This window comes from Cellulomonas sp. P5_C6 (assembly GCF_054049635.1).
The window spans coordinates 1-15,775 of sequence record NZ_JBFULZ010000087.1 but is presented as its reverse complement, the minus strand read 5'-3'; the positions used below and the strand labels follow the sequence as shown (position 1 = coordinate 15,775).

The 15,775-nt window shown below is 73.7% G+C and carries 13 protein-coding genes, 1 tRNA gene and 1 pseudogene; 13 read left to right on the top strand and 2 right to left on the bottom strand.

From position 1 onward, the window contains the following. Window positions 1-774 (top strand): annotated as a pseudogene (locus ACXJKG_RS11720) (hypothetical protein); the annotation flags it as partial. A gap of 65 nt (window positions 775-839) precedes the next feature. After that, a tRNA-Ala gene (locus tag ACXJKG_RS11715) sits at window positions 840-912 on the top strand. Window positions 913-1,042: 130 nt separating this feature from the next. On the opposite strand, the gene ACXJKG_RS11710 is transcribed toward ACXJKG_RS11715, so the two are convergent. After that, window positions 1,043-1,318: a GlsB/YeaQ/YmgE family stress response membrane protein gene (locus ACXJKG_RS11710; protein WP_456845938.1), complete on the bottom strand. Its 276-nt coding sequence runs from the start codon at window positions 1,316-1,318 to the stop codon at window positions 1,043-1,045. Between the two features lie 251 nt (window positions 1,319-1,569). Here ACXJKG_RS11710 and ACXJKG_RS11705 point away from each other — a divergent pair, with 251 nt between their 5' ends. Then, window positions 1,570-3,036, top strand: coding sequence for a family 20 glycosylhydrolase (locus tag ACXJKG_RS11705; RefSeq protein WP_456845937.1), 1,467 nt, complete (start codon window positions 1,570-1,572; stop codon window positions 3,034-3,036). On the opposite strand, the gene ACXJKG_RS11700 is transcribed toward ACXJKG_RS11705, so the two are convergent. Further along, window positions 3,033-4,799 (bottom strand): dolichyl-phosphate-mannose--protein mannosyltransferase, encoded by a 1,767-nt coding sequence (locus ACXJKG_RS11700; RefSeq protein ID WP_456845936.1) that lies wholly within the window; start codon window positions 4,797-4,799, stop codon window positions 3,033-3,035. The genes ACXJKG_RS11705 and ACXJKG_RS11700 overlap by 4 nt on opposite strands. A gap of 65 nt (window positions 4,800-4,864) precedes the next feature. Between ACXJKG_RS11700 and rsmI the strand changes: the two genes are divergently transcribed. The 10 genes from rsmI (at window position 4,865) to ACXJKG_RS11650 (ending at window position 15,654) form a co-directional block, all read left to right on the top strand. Further along, window positions 4,865-5,722, top strand: a complete 858-nt coding sequence (gene rsmI, locus ACXJKG_RS11695) for a 16S rRNA (cytidine(1402)-2'-O)-methyltransferase (RefSeq protein ID WP_456845935.1) — start codon at window positions 4,865-4,867, stop codon at window positions 5,720-5,722. Between the two features lie 165 nt (window positions 5,723-5,887). Continuing rightward, window positions 5,888-7,102: a PQQ-dependent sugar dehydrogenase gene (locus tag ACXJKG_RS11690; protein WP_456845934.1), complete on the top strand. Its 1,215-nt coding sequence runs from the start codon at window positions 5,888-5,890 to the stop codon at window positions 7,100-7,102. A gap of 33 nt (window positions 7,103-7,135) precedes the next feature. After that, a complete protein-coding gene (gene metG / locus ACXJKG_RS11685) occupies window positions 7,136-8,929 on the top strand; it encodes a methionine--tRNA ligase (protein WP_456845933.1) in 1,794 nt (597 codons plus the stop codon). After that, the gene (locus tag ACXJKG_RS11680; RefSeq protein ID WP_456845932.1) at window positions 8,930-9,868 is read left to right on the top strand and encodes a TatD family hydrolase; all 939 of its coding nucleotides are present in this window, start codon (window positions 8,930-8,932) and stop codon (window positions 9,866-9,868) included. A gap of 235 nt (window positions 9,869-10,103) precedes the next feature. Then, on the top strand, window positions 10,104-11,237 hold the full coding sequence (locus ACXJKG_RS11675) for an aggregation-promoting factor C-terminal-like domain-containing protein (RefSeq protein WP_456845931.1): 1,134 nt from the start codon (window positions 10,104-10,106) through the stop codon (window positions 11,235-11,237). A gap of 340 nt (window positions 11,238-11,577) precedes the next feature. Continuing rightward, entirely contained in the window at window positions 11,578-12,840 is a 1,263-nt protein-coding gene (locus ACXJKG_RS11670) for a ubiquitin-like domain-containing protein (RefSeq protein ID WP_456845930.1), read from the top strand. Window positions 12,841-12,912: 72 nt separating this feature from the next. Then, window positions 12,913-13,851, top strand: coding sequence for a 16S rRNA (adenine(1518)-N(6)/adenine(1519)-N(6))-dimethyltransferase RsmA (gene rsmA, locus ACXJKG_RS11665; RefSeq protein WP_456845929.1), 939 nt, complete (start codon window positions 12,913-12,915; stop codon window positions 13,849-13,851). Further along, on the top strand, window positions 13,848-14,786 hold the full coding sequence (locus ACXJKG_RS11660) for a 4-(cytidine 5'-diphospho)-2-C-methyl-D-erythritol kinase (RefSeq protein ID WP_456845928.1): 939 nt from the start codon (window positions 13,848-13,850) through the stop codon (window positions 14,784-14,786). The genes rsmA and ACXJKG_RS11660 overlap by 4 nt, the downstream gene beginning before the upstream one ends. A gap of 50 nt (window positions 14,787-14,836) precedes the next feature. Next, window positions 14,837-15,190 (top strand): ArsR/SmtB family transcription factor, encoded by a 354-nt coding sequence (locus tag ACXJKG_RS11655; RefSeq protein WP_456845927.1) that lies wholly within the window; start codon window positions 14,837-14,839, stop codon window positions 15,188-15,190. Then, a complete protein-coding gene (locus ACXJKG_RS11650) occupies window positions 15,187-15,654 on the top strand; it encodes an SRPBCC family protein (RefSeq protein ID WP_456845926.1) in 468 nt (155 codons plus the stop codon). Before ACXJKG_RS11655 ends, ACXJKG_RS11650 begins: the two co-directional genes overlap by 4 nt. Window positions 15,655-15,775: the final 121 nt, after the last annotated feature.

Sequence of the window (15,775 nt, the reverse complement as noted above, 5' to 3'; positions counted from 1 at the left end):
TCGGTCGCCCGTCGGGCCGCTGCCGCGCGCCGTCGCGCCGTCCTGGCGGGGCTGCTGGTCGCGCTCACCGTCGCCGGCTGGGCTGCCGTCGGGCTCAGCCCGATGGTCACCTGGGTCGCCGGCGCCGTCCCCACCGTCCTGCTCGGATCCGTGCTCGTGCTCGGCCGCCGCGCCGTGCTGGCGGGCCGGGAGGCCGACGAGGCCTGGGAGCAGAAGATCGCCGACGAGCGTCGCACGGCCTCCGCGCCGCGCACCGGGGCACAGCGAGCCGTCGCCACCGCCGCGGGTGCGACCGCACCCGCCGCTCCGGCTCCCGCTCCCGTCGCGCAGACCGTGCCCGCCGCCGCCGAGGCCCCCATGGCCTTCGTCACCGGCCGCGCCGTCCACCCGTCCGACGCCAGCACCGAGGTGTTCGAGCGCATCGTCGAGGACAAGGGCGAGTCCGACGGCCCGGCGCGGCACGCGTCGACCGGGCAGGTCCCGGTGGTCCGCCGCTCGGTGACCGAGCGGACCGAGCAGGCAGAGCCGGCCGCGGAGACCGACGAGGCCTGGTCCCCGGTTCCCGTCCCGCGCCCGACCTACACGATGAAGGCGTCCGCGCCGCGTCGTGAGCCGGCCCCGCTGGAGAACCTCGAGGGCTCGACGGCCGCGCGCGTGGCCGAGGTCGAGGCCCCCGCCGACGCCGACCGCGCACCGCTCGAGGCGCCCGTGGAGACCACCGGCAGCATCGACCTCAACGCCGTCCTGGCGAAGCGCCGCGCCGCCGGCGAGTGAGCCGGTCCGTGCCTCCTCGATTTCGCGATCGACCCGGGGCTGGTGTTAGTCTTTAGCCCGCTCGCGGGGCTGTGGCGCAGTTGGTAGCGCGTCTCGTTCGCAATGAGAAGGTCAGGGGTTCGAATCCCCTCAGCTCCACCCGCACACGAAGGCGGCCCCCCATCCGGGAGGCCGCCTTCGTCGTTCTCAGCGGGCCGCGGAGGTCGTGGCGACGACCCCGGACGCGCCGAAGGCGGCCCCCCTGAGGGAGCCGCCTCCGTGGGGTGACTCAGAGGATGCTGCGGCGACGGCTCCGGCTGCCGGAGACGGCCGCGACACCGATCGCGGCGAGCACGACCTGGAAGAGCAGCTCGATCCAGTCGACGCCGGCGGTGTCCTGCACGCCGACCAGGCTCGCGAGGTAGGTGCCGACGAGTGCCGCGACGATCCCGATCACGATCGTCAGCAGGACCGAGATGCGCTGCTTCCCGCGGACCAGCAGACGACCGAGGATGCCGATCACGGCGCCGATGATGATGGCGGAGATGATGCCTTCGGGGGTCATGAGGAACTCCTTGACTTCGAGGGGCTCGTTCGGGTACGACGAGTGAATCTAGGGGGGATCCGTCGGATCCGCGCGCTGAGCGCGGTGGCACCCAGTCGCCGTGCGCTCGGTCGCGCCCGCCGAGCAGGGGTCCCCGACCTCCCGGCGACATGCACGGTGGGCCCGCGCCGACTGGCGTCGCGGGTCGAGTAGTTTCTCTCTGGACAGGCTCGTCCAGGCCGTCCCCCCTGCCCGCCCCGCCGAGGAGCCCCGTGCCCGACGTGATCGCCGTCATCCCGCAGCCTGCCGTGCTGGAGCGGACCGCTGATGCCCCCTTCGTCTTCACGGAGGCGACGACCGTGGTGGTCGACGGGCGGCCCGACCTCATCGGCATCGCGGTGCTGGCGGCGGACCTGCTGGGTCGGGTCAGCGGACGTCCCGTCGAGGTGCGCTACGCCGAGGCCGGGGCGTCCGACATCGTGCGGCTGCGGCTCGTCGACTCGCTACCGGCCGGCGACGAGGCCTACCGGCTGGTCGCGCGCAACGGTCGGGTCGACCTCGAGGCGCGCACGCCCACCGGCCTGGTCCGGGCCATCGTCACGCTGCGTCAGCTGATCGTCTCCGCGCCCGGCGGTGTCCTGCGCGTCCCCGCGGTGCGGATCGAGGACGCGCCGCGCTACGGGTGGCGGGGGCTGTCGATCGACGTGGCCCGCCACTTCGTCGCCGTGCGGGACCTCAAGGTCGTCATCGGGCTGATGTCGCACTACAAGCTCAACGTCCTGCACCTGCACCTGACCGACGACCAGGGCTGGCGGCTGCACGTGAAGTCGCGGCCGCTGCTCACGCGCCTGTGCAGCAGCACGTCCGTGGACGGCGACCCGGGCGGGTTCTACACCGCCGAGGACTTCGCCGACATCGTCGCGTACGGCGCCGTGCGCGGGATCCGCGTCGTGCCCGAGATCGACGTCCCCGGCCACGTCAACGCGGCCACCCACGCGTACGGCGAGCTGACCCCGACGGGCGTGCCGACGAACGAGTACACCGGGATCGAGGTCGGCTTCAGCCGGCTCCACGCGGACCTGCCCGCCACCGGCCCGTTCCTCACGGACGTGTTCGCCGACGTCGCCGCGATGACCCCCGGGGACTACGTGCACATCGGCGGCGACGAGGTGCTGACCATGGAGGCCGACGAGTACGCGACGCTGGTCGCCGCGGCGTCGGCAGCCGTCCGGGCCGCGGGCAAGAAGGTCGTCGGCTGGCAGGAGATCGCGCACACGCCGCTGGAGCCCGGCACGGTCGTGCAGTACTGGGACACGCGCGTCGACCCGGCGCCGTTCGTCGCCGCCGCGCAGGCCGGTGCGCTGCTGCTCATGTCGCCCGGGTCGAAGGCGTACCTCGACATGAAGTACGACGCGACCACCGAGCTGGGCCTCGAGTGGGCCGGGCACATCGAGCTGCAGGACGCCTACGACTGGGAGCCGTCGACCCTCATCGACGGCGTGCCGGCCGAGTCCGTCGTCGGCGTGGAGGCGGCCATCTGGACCGAGACGCTGCGCGACCTGCCGGCGCTGACGCAGATGCTGCTGCCCCGCCTCGCCGCCGTCGCCGAGGTCGCGTGGTCGGCCCCCGAGCGGCGCGACTGGACCGACTTCCGCACCCGGGTCGCCCGCCAGGCGCCGTTCTGGGACCGCCTCGGACTGTCCTGGTACGCCAGCCCGCAGGTGGAGTGGCCCCGCTAGATCCAGCTGCGCAGCCACATGTGGGAGTGCCAGACGTYGTACGGCACCACCCACGCGGACCAGATCGGGTAGAAGAACGCGCTGATCAGCACGATCAGGCCGACCAGCATCCCGCAGCCGACGATCGCCCACTTCCTGCCGCGGGGATCGAGGTCCTTCGGTCCGACCACCAGGCCCATGACGTAGACCAGCGTGAGCACGACCCAGGGCGTGAACGCGATCGAGTAGAACGTGAAGATCGTGCGGTGCGCGTACGCGAACCACGGCAGCCAGCCCGCCACGATGCCGGACAGGACGGCCGCCGCCCGCCAGTCGCGGTACCGGAAGAGCCAGACGGCGGCGACCACGATCGCCGCGGCCGCGCACCACCACAGGACGGGGTTGCCCAGCGCGGTGATCGCCTGCGAGCAGCTGGAGGACCCGCAGGCGTCCTGGGCGGCCTGGCCGGTGAGCCCGGAGATCTCGGTCGGGTAGAAGAAGGACGTCGGGCGCCACTGCACGATCCAGCCGATCGGGTGGGCCGCGTAGGCGTGGGGCGTCTCCAGCCCGTTGTGGAACGCCCACATGTCCTGGTGGTACTTCCAGAACGAGCGCAGCGCCGGCGGCAGCCACTGGACGCCCTGGTCCGGGTTCTGCGCAGCCCACTGCCGGCCGTACGAGTTCGCGTGCGTGAACCATGTCCACCACGAGCCGACGTAGACGACGAGCGCGATGCCGACCATGGAGATCCCGGCGACGATCCCGTCCTTGAGGATCCCGGCCCGCCACCAGTGCGTCACCCCGATGGCGCGCCGCGCCGTGAGGTCCCAGCCCACGCTGAGCAGCCCGAACACCGCGAGGAAGTACATCGCCGACCACTTGGTGCCGAGCGCCAGCCCCAGCAGGACCGCGGCCGCCAGCCGCCACCACCGCACGCCGAGCCGCGGYCCGTCGTCGAGCGCGCCCCCGCCGTCGAGCCGTGCCGCCGCCCGTTCCGCCAGCCGCCGTCGGGCCTGGTCGCGGTCCAGCAGCAGGGCGCCGAAGGCGGCGAGCAGGAAGAACATGAGGAACGGGTCGAGCAGACTGACGCGGGACATGACGATCGCCTCGCCGTCGACCGCCATGAGCAGCCCCGCCACCGTGCCCAGGGCCGTCGACGCGAACAGGCGTCGGCCGATGCGCGCGACCATCAGCACCGCGAGCGTGCCGAACACCGCCGCCGACAGCCGCCACGCGGTCGAGCTACCGACGCCGCCGCCCAGATGGATCCCCAGCGCGATCAGCCACTTGCCCACCTGCGGGTGCACGACGTACTCGCCGACGTTCGTGAGCCCGCTGGTGTCGCCGGCCTCGAACGCCGGGTTCGGGTTGTCGCCCCACTGCGCCTCGAAGCCGTTGACCAGCAGCGAGTAGGCGTCCTTGACGTAGTACGTCTCGTCGAACACCAGCCGGTGCGGCCGGCCCAGGTCCCAGAACCGCACCAGCCCGCCCAGCAGCGTCACCCCGAGCGCCCACGCCCAGCCCGTCAGGCGGGCGCGCGGGTCGCGGTCGAGCGCGAGGGTGTCGTCGCCGAGCAGCCGCCGCAGGAACCGGCCGCGGTGCGACTCGACGGGCCCCTCGACGTCCCGGGGCTCGCCGTCGGGCACGACCTCGGCGGGGGCGTCGACCTCTGGAGCGGGCGTCGCCGGCTCGTCGAGCGCGGTGGCGGTGGGCTCGCCGTGGCCGGCGGAGTCGCCCTGACGTGCGGTCAGGGTCGCGGCGTCGTCGTCTCCGGTGGGCGGCACCGGGTCATCGTAGGGGCGGGGGCTGTGCTGCGGGAGAGGTCCGAACAGGTGGCAGGCTGACCCCCGTGAGCCCCTCCGCGCAGAACCCCGGCCGCCTCGTGCTGGCCGCGACGCCGATAGGCAACACCGAGGACGCGTCGGCGCACCTGCGGCGGCTGCTGGCGGAGGCCGACGTGGTCGCGGCGGAGGACACGCGGCGGCTGCGCGCTCTCGCTGCGCGGCTCGGCGTGGACATCGGCGGCCGGGTGGTCAGCTTCCACGAGCACAACGAGGTCGAGCGGTCGACGGAGGTGCTCGCGGTCGTCGCGGGCGGCGGCACCGTCGTCGTCGTGACCGACGCCGGGATGCCCGCCGTCTCCGATCCCGGCTTCCGGGTGGTGGGCGCGGCCGTCGCCGCCGGGCTGCCCGTCACCGCCGCCCCCGGCCCGAGCGCGGTGCTCACCGCGCTCGCGCTCTCCGGCCTGCCGACCGACCGGTTCTGCTTCGAGGGCTTCCCGCCGCGCAAGCCGGGGGAGCGGGCACGGGCCTTCGAGCTCCTGGCCGACGAGCGCCGCACGATGATCTTCTTCGAGGCGCCCCACCGGCTGGCCGACACCCTGCAGGCGATGGCCGACGGCTTCGGCGCCGACCGGCCGGCCGCGGTCTGCCGCGAGCTGACCAAGACGTACGAGGAGGTCGTCCGCGGCCCGCTGAGCGAGCTCGTCGCGTGGGCGTCCGGGGACCAGGTGCGCGGGGAGATCGTCGTCGTGGTCGGCGGGGCCGTGAAGGCCGTCGAGCTGTCGACCGCCGACCTGGTGGCCGAGGTCCTCTCGCGCGCCGACGGCGGCGAACGACTGAAGGACGCGGTCGCCGACGTCGCCGCCGCGGCCGGCATCCCGAAGCGCGACCTGTACGCGGCAGCCCTGGCGGCCAAGTCCCGCTGACCCGCCGCGCGCGACCATGTGGTTATCGCGCTCATCCGGCCCGATAGAGACGACAACCACATGGTCGTCGAGGTGCGTGGCTCGACCGGGCGCGGCTGGCCCCGACGGACGAGGCCCGCACGGGCCCCGGGGTGCGCGGGCGGGCGGGGCGTGCTGGGCTGGAGCATGGCTCTGCGCCGAGAGTCCCGGGGGTCCGCGGTCGTCGTCGCCGCCCTGGTCGCGCTGCTCGCGGCCTGCGGGCCGAGCAGTCCCGCGCCGGCTCCGGGTGCGACGAGCGCGACCAGCGGGACGAGCGCGACCAGCGGGACGAGCGCGACCAGCACCACGAGCACCGGTCCCAGCGGTCCGGCCACCGTCCGCGTCGCGGACGTCGAGGAGATCCTCGGCGACCTCGACGTGCCGTGGGGGCTGGCGTTCCTGCCGGACGGGGACGCCGTCGTGACGCTGCGGGAGGCCGCGGGGCTGATCGTGGTCGGCCCGGACGGTGCGTCGACCGCCGTGACGGGGCCGGGCGCCGACCAGCTCACCGACCTGGTCGCCCCGGCCGGCGAGGGCGGCCTGCTCGGGGTGGCCGTGCTGGGCCCGTCGGGGAGCACGGAGAGCACGGCAACCGAGGGAGGAACGGCGAGCCCCGTCGACCTCGCGCTCTACGCGACGACCGCCGACGACAACCGGGTCCTGCGCGGCACGCTCGACGGCTCGACGCTGGGCGAGCTCCGCCCGATCGTCACGGGCATCCACAAGGCGGGCAACCACGACGGCGGGCGGCTGGCGGTCGGCCCGGACGGCTACCTCTACGTCACGACGGGCGACGCGGGCGACCGGCCGTCGGCGCAGGACCCGGACAGCCTGAACGGCAAGATCCTGCGGGTGACGGCGGACGGGGACCCCGCGCCGGACAACCCGACGCCGGGCTCGCCGGTCTGGAGCCTGGGGCACCGCAACGTCCAAGGCCTCGGCTGGGCGTCGGACGGGCGGATGTTCGCGTCGGAGTTCGGCCAGGACACGTGGGACGAGCTCAACGTGATCGTGCCGGGCGGCAACTACGGCTGGCCGCAGGTCGAGGGCAGCGACGGGGGCGGCGGGGACTTCATCGACCCGGTCGCGCAGTGGGCCACGGACGACGCGTCGCCCAGCGGGCTCGCGGTGACCGACGAGGCCGTCTACCTCGCGGGGCTGCGAGGCGAGCGGCTGTGGCGCGTGCCGCTGACCCCGGACGGCGTCGGCACCCCGCAGGCGCTGCTGGTGGGCGAGTACGGCCGGCTGCGCGCGGTCGCCGTGGCCCCCGACGGCTCGCTGTGGGTGATGACCAACAACACGGACGGTCGCGGCGACCCCCGCCCCGGCGACGACCGCATCCTGCGGGTGGTCGTCGGCTGAGCCGACCCGGCGCGCTCACCTAGGATCGGCGGCATGTCTCGCATCCTCTCGGCCGTCGCGTGGCCCTACGCGAACGGCCCCCGCCACATCGGTCACGTCGCCGGCTTCGGTGTCCCGTCGGACATCTTCAGCCGCTACATGCGGATGGCGGGCAACGAGGTGCTGATGGTGTCGGGCACCGACGAGCACGGGACCCCGATCCTGGTGCTGGCGGAGCAGGAGGGCGTGAGCCCGCAGGAGCTGGCGGACCGGTACAACCGGGTGATCGTCGAGGACCTGACCAACCTGGGCCTGAGCTACGACCTGTTCACGCGGACGACGACGCGGAACCACTACGCGGTCGTGCAGGAGATGTTCCGCACGGTGCACAAGAACGGCTACATGATCGAGCAGTCGACCATGGGGGCCATCTCGCCGAGCACGGGCCGGACGCTGCCGGACCGGTACGTGGAGGGCACCTGCCCCATCTGCGGGTACGACGGCGCGCGCGGCGACCAGTGCGACAACTGCGGCAACCAGCTGGACGCCATCGACCTGATCAACCCGCACAGCCGGATCAACGGCGAGACGCCCAAGTTCGTGGAGTCGAACCACTTCTTCCTCGACCTGCCCGCGTTCGCGAGCGCGCTCGAGGCCTGGCTGCGTACCCGTGAGGGCTGGCGCCCGAACGTCCTGAACTTCTCGCTCAACCTCATCGACGACCTGCGCCCGCGCGCCATGACGCGGGACATCGACTGGGGCATCCCGGTCCCGCTGGCGGGCTGGGAGGAGAACCCGAACAAGCGTCTGTACGTCTGGTTCGACGCGGTGATCGGGTACCTGTCGGCGTCGATCGAGTGGGCGCGCCGCAGCGGCGACCCGGACGCGTGGCGCCCGTTCTGGAACGACCCCGAGGCCCTGAGCTACTACTTCATGGGCAAGGACAACATCACGTTCCACTCGCAGATCTGGCCGGCCGAGCTGCTCGCGTACGACGGTCGCGGGACCAAGGGCGGCACGCCGGGCGAGTTCGGGACCCTCAACCTGCCCACCGAGGTGGTGTCCAGCGAGTTCCTCACCATGGAGGGCAAGCAGTTCAGCTCGTCGCGGGGCGTCGTCATCTACGTGCGCGACCTGCTGTCCCGCTACCAGCCGGACGCGCTGCGCTACTTCCTGTCGGTCGCCGGGCCCGAGAACCAGGACTCGGACTTCACGTGGGCCGACTTCAAGACGCGCACCAACACCGAGCTGGTGGCCGGCTGGGGCAACCTGGTCAACCGCACGGCGAGCCTGATCCACAAGAACTTCGGCGAGGTCCCGACGCCGGGCGAGCTGCAGCCGGTCGACCAGGGGCTCCTCGCGACGACGGCGGCGGGGTTCGGCAAGGTCGGCGACCTGCTGGGCGGCCACCGCAACAAGGCGGCCATCGGCGAGGCGATGCGGGTGGTCCAGGAGGCCAACCGCTACATCTCGGAGACCGAGCCGTGGAAGCTCACGGGCGACCGCGACCGCCTGGGCACGGTGCTGCACACGGCGGCGCAGGCCGTGAGCGACGCGAACACGCTGCTCGCGCCGTTCCTGCCGCACTCGGCGCAGAAGGTGCACGAGGCGCTCGGTGGCACGGGGACGTTCTCGCCGCTGCCGCGGATCGACGAGGTCACCGACCTGGACGACGACTCGCGTCACTACCCGATCATCACGGGCGACTACGAGCTGGGCCGCACGGTCGCGCCGTGGCGGTCGAACCCGCTCGTGCCCGGCACGCCGATCGCCAAGCCGACGCCCGTGTTCACCAAGCTCGACGACTCGATCGTCGAGGAGGAGCTCGAGCGGCTCCGGCAGGCCTGAGTGGCGCGCACCAAGGAGCGGGGCTGGCCGGCGACCCCGGAGCCGCTCCCCGTCGCCGTCGTCGACAACCACACGCACCTCGACACGGTGCTGCCGTGGCGGGCGGACGGCTGGGTGCGGGACGACGACGGCGCCGCGCTGGACGGCCCGGCGCCCGACCTCGCGGCGCACCTGGAGCGCGCGGCCTCGGTCGGGGTGACCCGGATGGTGCAGGTCGGCTGCGACCTGGACGCGATCGCGTGGACGGACGCCGCGGTGCGCGCGAACGAGGCGCTGCTCGGGGCGGTCGCCATCCACCCGAACGAGGCGGTCCGCCACGCGGGGATCGTCGAGGCGGCACCCGACGGGCTCGAGCCGGAGCAGCCGTACGAGACGAGCCTGTCGGACGCGATCGGCGTGGTGGAGCGGACCGCCCGCGAGAATCCGCGGATCCGGGCCATCGGCGAGACCGGCCTCGACCACTTCCGCGCGGGGCCGGCCGGGCGGGCGGCGCAGCGGGAGGCGTTCCGCGCGCACGTCGCGCTGGCCAAGGAGCTGGGCCTCGCGCTGCAGATCCACGACCGCGACGCGCACGACGAGGTGGTCGAGGTGCTGCTGGCGGACGGCGCCCCGGACCGGACGGTCTTCCACTGCTTCTCGGGCGACGCGGCCCTGGCCCGGCTCGCCGTGGAGCACGGCTGGTACCTGTCGTTCGCGGGTCCGGTCTCGTTCGGTCCCAACGACGAGCTGCGGGCCGCGCTGCGCGAGGTGCCGCCGAGCCGGCTGCTGGTCGAGACCGACGCGCCGTACCTCACGGTGCACCCGTTCCGCGGCCGCCCCAACGCGCCGTACCTGCTGCCGGGGACGGTCCGAGCGGTGGCCGCGGTGACGGGACGGCCGCTGGAGGACGTCTGCACGGCGCTCGCGGCGACGTCCGAGGCGGTCTACGGACCGTGGTGACCGGCGGTGTGCGAGGTATGTCCCGATCTGTCGGCGGACACACGGGTGACGGTGGTCCCGGAGGGCGGACCTCCGCTTTCGCGGACGGTCACAGATCGGTTACGGTCGGACACGCCAGACCAGAGTCGGACATCTGTCCGGATCCTGCACAGCCGAGAGGAACCACCGCGTGAGGCCGGACCAGGAGGGTGCGACCCCGCGTCGCGGACTCCGTGGTCGTCGTGTCGTCCGGGTGGTGGCCCAGGCCGCCGTGCTCGCGGTCGTGGCCGCGGCGACCAGCGCGTTCGCCGTGCTGCACAAGACCGTCACCGTCGACGTCGACGGCACGTCCGTGCAGGTCGAGGCGTTCGGCCGGACCGTCGGGGACATGCTGGCCAGCGGCGGGATCACGGTCGGTGACCGCGACCTGGTCGCTCCGGCGATCGACCAGCCGATCTCCCGCGCCGGCCAGATCGTGGTGCGGCACGGGCGCGAGATGGACGTCGAGGTCGACGGCGCACAGCGCGCGGTCTGGACCACGGCGCTCACCGTCGGCGAGGCCGTGGACAGCCTGGGGCTGCGCGACGACGAGGTGCGCCTGTCCGCGTCCCGGTCCGACACRCTCGGCCGCGACGTGCTGCGGGTCTCGACGCTCAAGACGATCCATCTCGTGGTGGACGGCCAGGTGATCGACGGCGTCAGCAGCGGCGCCACGGTCCGCGACGCACTGCGCGACATCGGCCTCGTCCTCGACGACGGCGACCAGGTCTCCGTGCCGCTGGACGCCACCGCCGTCGACGGGCTCGTGGTCCTGGTGACGCGCGCGAGCACCGACGGCGAGACCGTGACCGAGGCGATGCCGTTCGAGTCCCAGGAGGTCGAGGACGCCTCGATGGTCAAGGGCAACTCGGTCATCACCACCAAGGGCAAGGCGGGCGTCCGCACCACCACGTACCAGCTCGAGGTCGTCGGCGGCGTCGTCACGGGCCGCACGCCGATCGCGTCGGTGGTCACCGTCGCCCCGGTCACGCAGGTCACCAAGGTCGGCACCGCCGAGCTGCCGGACCCCACCGTCGTCGCGGTCGAGCCGGGCACCGCCCAGGCGCTCGGCAAGGAGATGGCGGCGGCCCGCGGGTGGGGCGACGACCAGTTCGCGTGCCTCCTCTCGCTGTGGAACCAGGAGAGCGGCTGGCGCGTCAACGCGGCCAACCGTTCCTCGGGCGCGTACGGCATCCCGCAGGCGCTGCCGGGCTCGAAGATGGCGACGGTCGGGGCCGACTGGCAGACCAACCCCGCCACGCAGATCACCTGGGGCCTCAACTACATCGGCGGCCGGTACGGCAACCCGTGCGGCGCCTGGGCGCAGCACGAGAGCAAGGGCTGGTACTGATTCACCCGATCCGTCCTGTGACGGCGCTCACGCCGCCTGACGTGGGGTAATGCCCGAATCGGGCGTGAATCACGCACGGATATAGCGCATCTCGCGGTAGGCGCGCTTGGCAATCTGGTCACGATCCGGTTACGGTCGGTGTCGCCTCGCGATCTGGACATCAGCCCACCTCCGCTGACGACCGGTCCCGCAGGGCGTCGGCGCCCGCTCCGTTTGGGCCKCCGTGACGGCCGGATCGGGGATCCGGGACCGACGGGAGACGCCCCCCTCCGGGTGTCCGTAGAACCTCGTACGCGAGATTCACCGCCGGGTGTCGCACACGCGGCACGCTCCGCCCCCCGTGCCCGGGCACCTCGACGGCTGGAGCCTCGTGCAGTTCTCGACCCTCACCCCCGGTTCTTCCGCGCGATCACGCGCCACGTCCGAGCTCGACACCGAGCAGGGCGAGCCCCGCGAGAAGGACCGTCGGTCCGGTCGGGCACGCATCCTCCCCATCACCGCCGTCGCGGTGGCACTCGTCCTCGCGGGCGGCTCCGCGGCGTTCGCGCACGCGCAGAAGTCCGTCACGCTCGACGTGGACGGCGACGTCTCGCAGCTGAGCACGTTCGCCGGCTCCGTGGGCGGGCTGCTGAAGGACCAGGGCGTCGTCGTGGGTGACCGCGACGTCGTCAGCGCCGCCGGGAGCCTGGGCGAGGGCGCCGAGATCGTGGTGCGTCACGCGCACCAGGTCGCGGTCACCGTCGACGGCCAGGAGCAGTCCGTGTGGACCACCGCGCTGTCCGCGGACGAGGCCCTCGACTCCCTGTCGGCGCGCGGCCAGTCGGTCGCGCTCGTCGCCTCGCGGTCCGCCGCGGGTGGCCGCCCCGAGATGGCGCTCGACCTCGCGCTGCACGGCCCCGCCGACGTGCTCGTCGACGGCCAGACCCTCGCGGTCACCGACGCCGACGCCCGCGTGGCCCAGGTGCTCGGCGAGCTCGGCGTCACGCTGGGCCCGCTCGACCGCGTCTCCGTGGTCCGCAGCGACACCGGCCGCGTCCAGGTCGTCGTCAACCGCATCACGACCCAGGACGTCACCTCCACGCAGGAGGTCCCGTTCGCGTCGAGCACGCAGCAGGACGCCTCGCGGTACGTGGACCAGAAGCGCACGCTCACCGCGGGCGTCGCGGGTGTCCGCACCATCGTCGAGCGCGTCACCACGGTCGACGGTGTCGAGTCGGGTCGCGTCACGCTCTCCGACGCCGTCACGCAGGCCCCCGTGGACGAGGTGCTGAGCGTCGGCACCAAGGCCCGTCCGGTCGTCGCGGCGCCGGCCCCGGCCGCCCCCTCCTCGAGCGGGTCTCCCGTCACCGCCGGTGGCAGCGCCGACTCCCTGAACTGGGCCGCCCTCGCCCGGTGCGAGTCCGGCGGCAACCCCGCGTCGGTCTCCGGAAGCGGCAAGTACTACGGGCTGTACCAGTTCTCGCTGGGCACGTGGGCCGCCGTCGGCGGTTCCGGTCTCCCGTCGCAGGCGTCGCCCGACGAGCAGACCGCCCGCGCGAAGATGCTCTACAACCGCTCGGGCGCCGGCCAGTGGCCCGTCTGCGGGAAGAACCTCTTCAGCTGATCGAGAAGCACACAGAGCCCCCGTCCGGGTCACCGGGCGGGGGCTCTGTCGCGCTCGCCTAGGCTCGGGGCCATGTCGACGACCACCACGCTGCTGGGGCCCGCGGAGATCCGTGAGCTGGCCGAGCGCGCGGGCGTGCGCCCGACCAAGCAGCTGGGCCAGAACTTCGTGCTCGACGGCGGCACGGTCCGCAAGATCGTGCGCCAGGCCGACGTGGCCGACGGCGACCGGGTCGTCGAGATCGGTCCGGGCCTGGGCTCCCTGACGCTGGGCCTCCTGGAGGCGGGCGCGGACGTGGTCGCCGTGGAGATCGACCCGACCCTCGCCCGGCTGCTGCCGGACACCGTCGCGCGGCACGTGCCCGGCCTGACGGTGCTCTCGGGTGCCGACGACGAGCCCGTGGTGCTGCGCGACGACGCCGGCCGCGACCGGCTGACCATCGTGCTGTCGGACGCCCTCGACGTGCACGCGCTGCCGGGCCCCCCGCCGGTCGCGCTCGTCGCCAACCTGCCCTACAACGTGTCGGTCCCGGTGCTGCTCACCTTCCTCGAGCGCTTCGACTCCCTCGAGCGGGTGCTCGTCATGGTCCAGGCCGAGGTGGCCGACCGCCTCGCGGCACCGCCCGGCAGCCGCACCTACGGCGTGCCGTCGGCGAAGGCGGCCTGGTACGCGTCGGCCCGCCGGACCGCCACGGTCGGCCGCACCGTGTTCTGGCCGGCCCCCAACGTCGACTCGGCCCTGGTCCGGTTCGACCGGCGCGAGCCCCCGGCCACGGACGCGTCGCGCGAGGCCGTGTTCGCGGTCGTCGACGCGGCGTTCGCGCAGCGCCGGAAGATGCTGCGATCGGCGCTGGCGACGCTCGCCGGCTCGGCCGACGCGGCCGTCGCGGCCCTGCAGGCGGCGGGCGTGGACCCGCAGGCGCGCGGCGAACGGGTGGACATCGGGGGCTTCGCGCGCATCGCCGAGCACCTCGGGCCGGTCGCGGGGCGACCTGGCACAGTGGAGCCGTGACGCTGACCCCGGTGGCCCCGCTGCCCGAGCACGAGGTCAGGGTGCGTGCGCCCGGCAAGGTCAACCTGTCGCTGCGGGTGGGTCCGCGCGAGGAGGACGGCTACCACGCGGTCTCGACCGTGTTCCAGGCGGTGTCGGTGTTCGAGGAGGTCGTCGCGACCCCGTCGGACCGGCGTGTGCTCACCGTGAGCGGTCCGCAGGCCGAGCTCGTGCCCACCGACGAGTCCAACCTCGCCCTGCGCGCGGCGGCGCTGCTCGCGGAMCGCGCGGGGATCGACGACGGCGTGCACCTGCACCTCAACAAGGGCGTGCCGGTGGCGGGCGGGATGGCGGGCGGGTCCGCCGACGCCGCCGCCGCGCTCGTCGCCTGCGACGCCCTCTGGCGCACCGGCCTGAGCCGGGACGACCTGCTCGAGCTGGCCGCCGAGCTGGGCTCGGACGTGCCGTTCGTGCTGGCCGGCCACACCGCCGTCGGCTCCGGGCGCGGCCACCTGCTCACGCCCGCCCTCAGCCGGGGCGAGTTCCACTGGGCGTTCGCCGTGCAGGACCGGGGGCTGTCGACGGCCGCCGTGTACCAGGCGTTCGACGAGCTGCACAGCTCCACGGTCGTCCCGGACCCGGAGGACGACGTCCCGCTGATGCAGGCGCTGCGCGCGGGAGACCCCCGGGCGCTGGGCGCCGCGCTGCACAACGACCTCCAGCTGGCGGCGCTCGAGCTCGACGCGGGCCTGGCCGAGCCGCTCGCCGTCGCCCAGGACGCGGGCGCGCTCGGCGTCGTCCTGTCCGGGTCGGGGCCGACCATCGCCGCGCTCGGGCGGAGCCGGCAGCACGCGCTGGTGCTCGCCGCGGCGTTCACCGCCTCCGGCGTCGCGGACCGCGTGCTCACCGCCGCCGGCCCCGTCGCGGGCGCCCGCGTGGTCAGCTCGACCGACTGATTCACCCCTCACCTCTTGACATCCCGGCGGACGCGGCAATACTTAAGTACATGCTTAACAATGGCGAGCTGGACAAGGTCTTCAAGGCCCTGTCGGACGGGAGCCGCCGCGCGATGGTCGAACGGCTGGCGCGCGGTCCGGTCTCCGTCAGCCGGCTCGCCGAACCGTTCGCGATGTCCCTGCCCGCCGTCCACCAGCACCTGGCGGTGCTCGAGGACGCGGGCATCGTCACCTCGCACAAGATCGGCCGGGTCCGCACGGTCCAGCTCGTCCCCGACGCCCTGACCGGCGCGGGGGAGTGGATGGGCCGCCAGCGGCTGCCGGTCGAGCGCCGGCTGGACCGGCTCGGCGACTTCCTCGCCACCACCGACCCCGCACCACCCTCGAGAGGATCCCGACCATGACCACGCAGACGACCACCGGCGTCGCGCACGCCACCTTCGTCATCGACCGCACGTTCGACGCCCCGATCGAGCGCGTCTGGGACGCGTTCGCCGTCCCCGAGCAGCACGCGCAGTGGTTCGGGGCCGAGGACAACTTCACCGAGACCGAGGCGCACGAGGAGTTCCGCGTCGGCGGCCAGGCGGTGCAGGACGGCCAGTGGCACGGCGGCCCCACCAGCCGGTTCGTGGCGACGTACACCGACATCGTGGAGCGCGCGCGGATCGTGTCGACCTACGACATGTGGGTGGGCGGCGAGCACCTGTCGACGTCGCTGACGACGACCGAGCTCGAGGCGGTCGACGGCGGCACCCGCGTCACGTTCACCGAGCAGGGCGTCTACCTCGACGGCAAGGACGACGGCAGCAAGCGCGAGGAGGGCTTCCGCGGCATCCTCGAGACGCTCGCGGCGTACCTGGCGCGCTGAGCGCCCCCGGGCTCGGCCCCCGTCAGGCGCAGGCCGCGGCGTCGTCGGCCGACGTCAGCACGCCGCCCGGCGGGGTCCACGGGGTCTCGGCCGGCGGCGGCGGTGCGGTGCTCCCGGGGAC

What these genes read in the sequence shown, in the direction of transcription:
- ACXJKG_RS11710 (WP_456845938.1), bottom strand. Translation starts at nt 1,318, where the DNA reads ATGACCCCCGAAGGCATCATCTCCGCCATCATCATCGGCGCCGTGATC.
- ACXJKG_RS11690 (WP_456845934.1), top strand. Translation starts at nt 5,888, where the DNA reads ATGGCTCTGCGCCGAGAGTCCCGGGGGTCCGCGGTCGTCGTCGCCGCC.
- metG (WP_456845933.1), top strand. Translation starts at nt 7,136, where the DNA reads ATGTCTCGCATCCTCTCGGCCGTCGCGTGGCCCTACGCGAACGGCCCC.
- rsmA (WP_456845929.1), top strand. Translation starts at nt 12,913, where the DNA reads ATGTCGACGACCACCACGCTGCTGGGGCCCGCGGAGATCCGTGAGCTG.
- ACXJKG_RS11655 (WP_456845927.1), top strand. Translation starts at nt 14,837, where the DNA reads ATGCTTAACAATGGCGAGCTGGACAAGGTCTTCAAGGCCCTGTCGGAC.
- ACXJKG_RS11650 (WP_456845926.1), top strand. Translation starts at nt 15,187, where the DNA reads ATGACCACGCAGACGACCACCGGCGTCGCGCACGCCACCTTCGTCATC.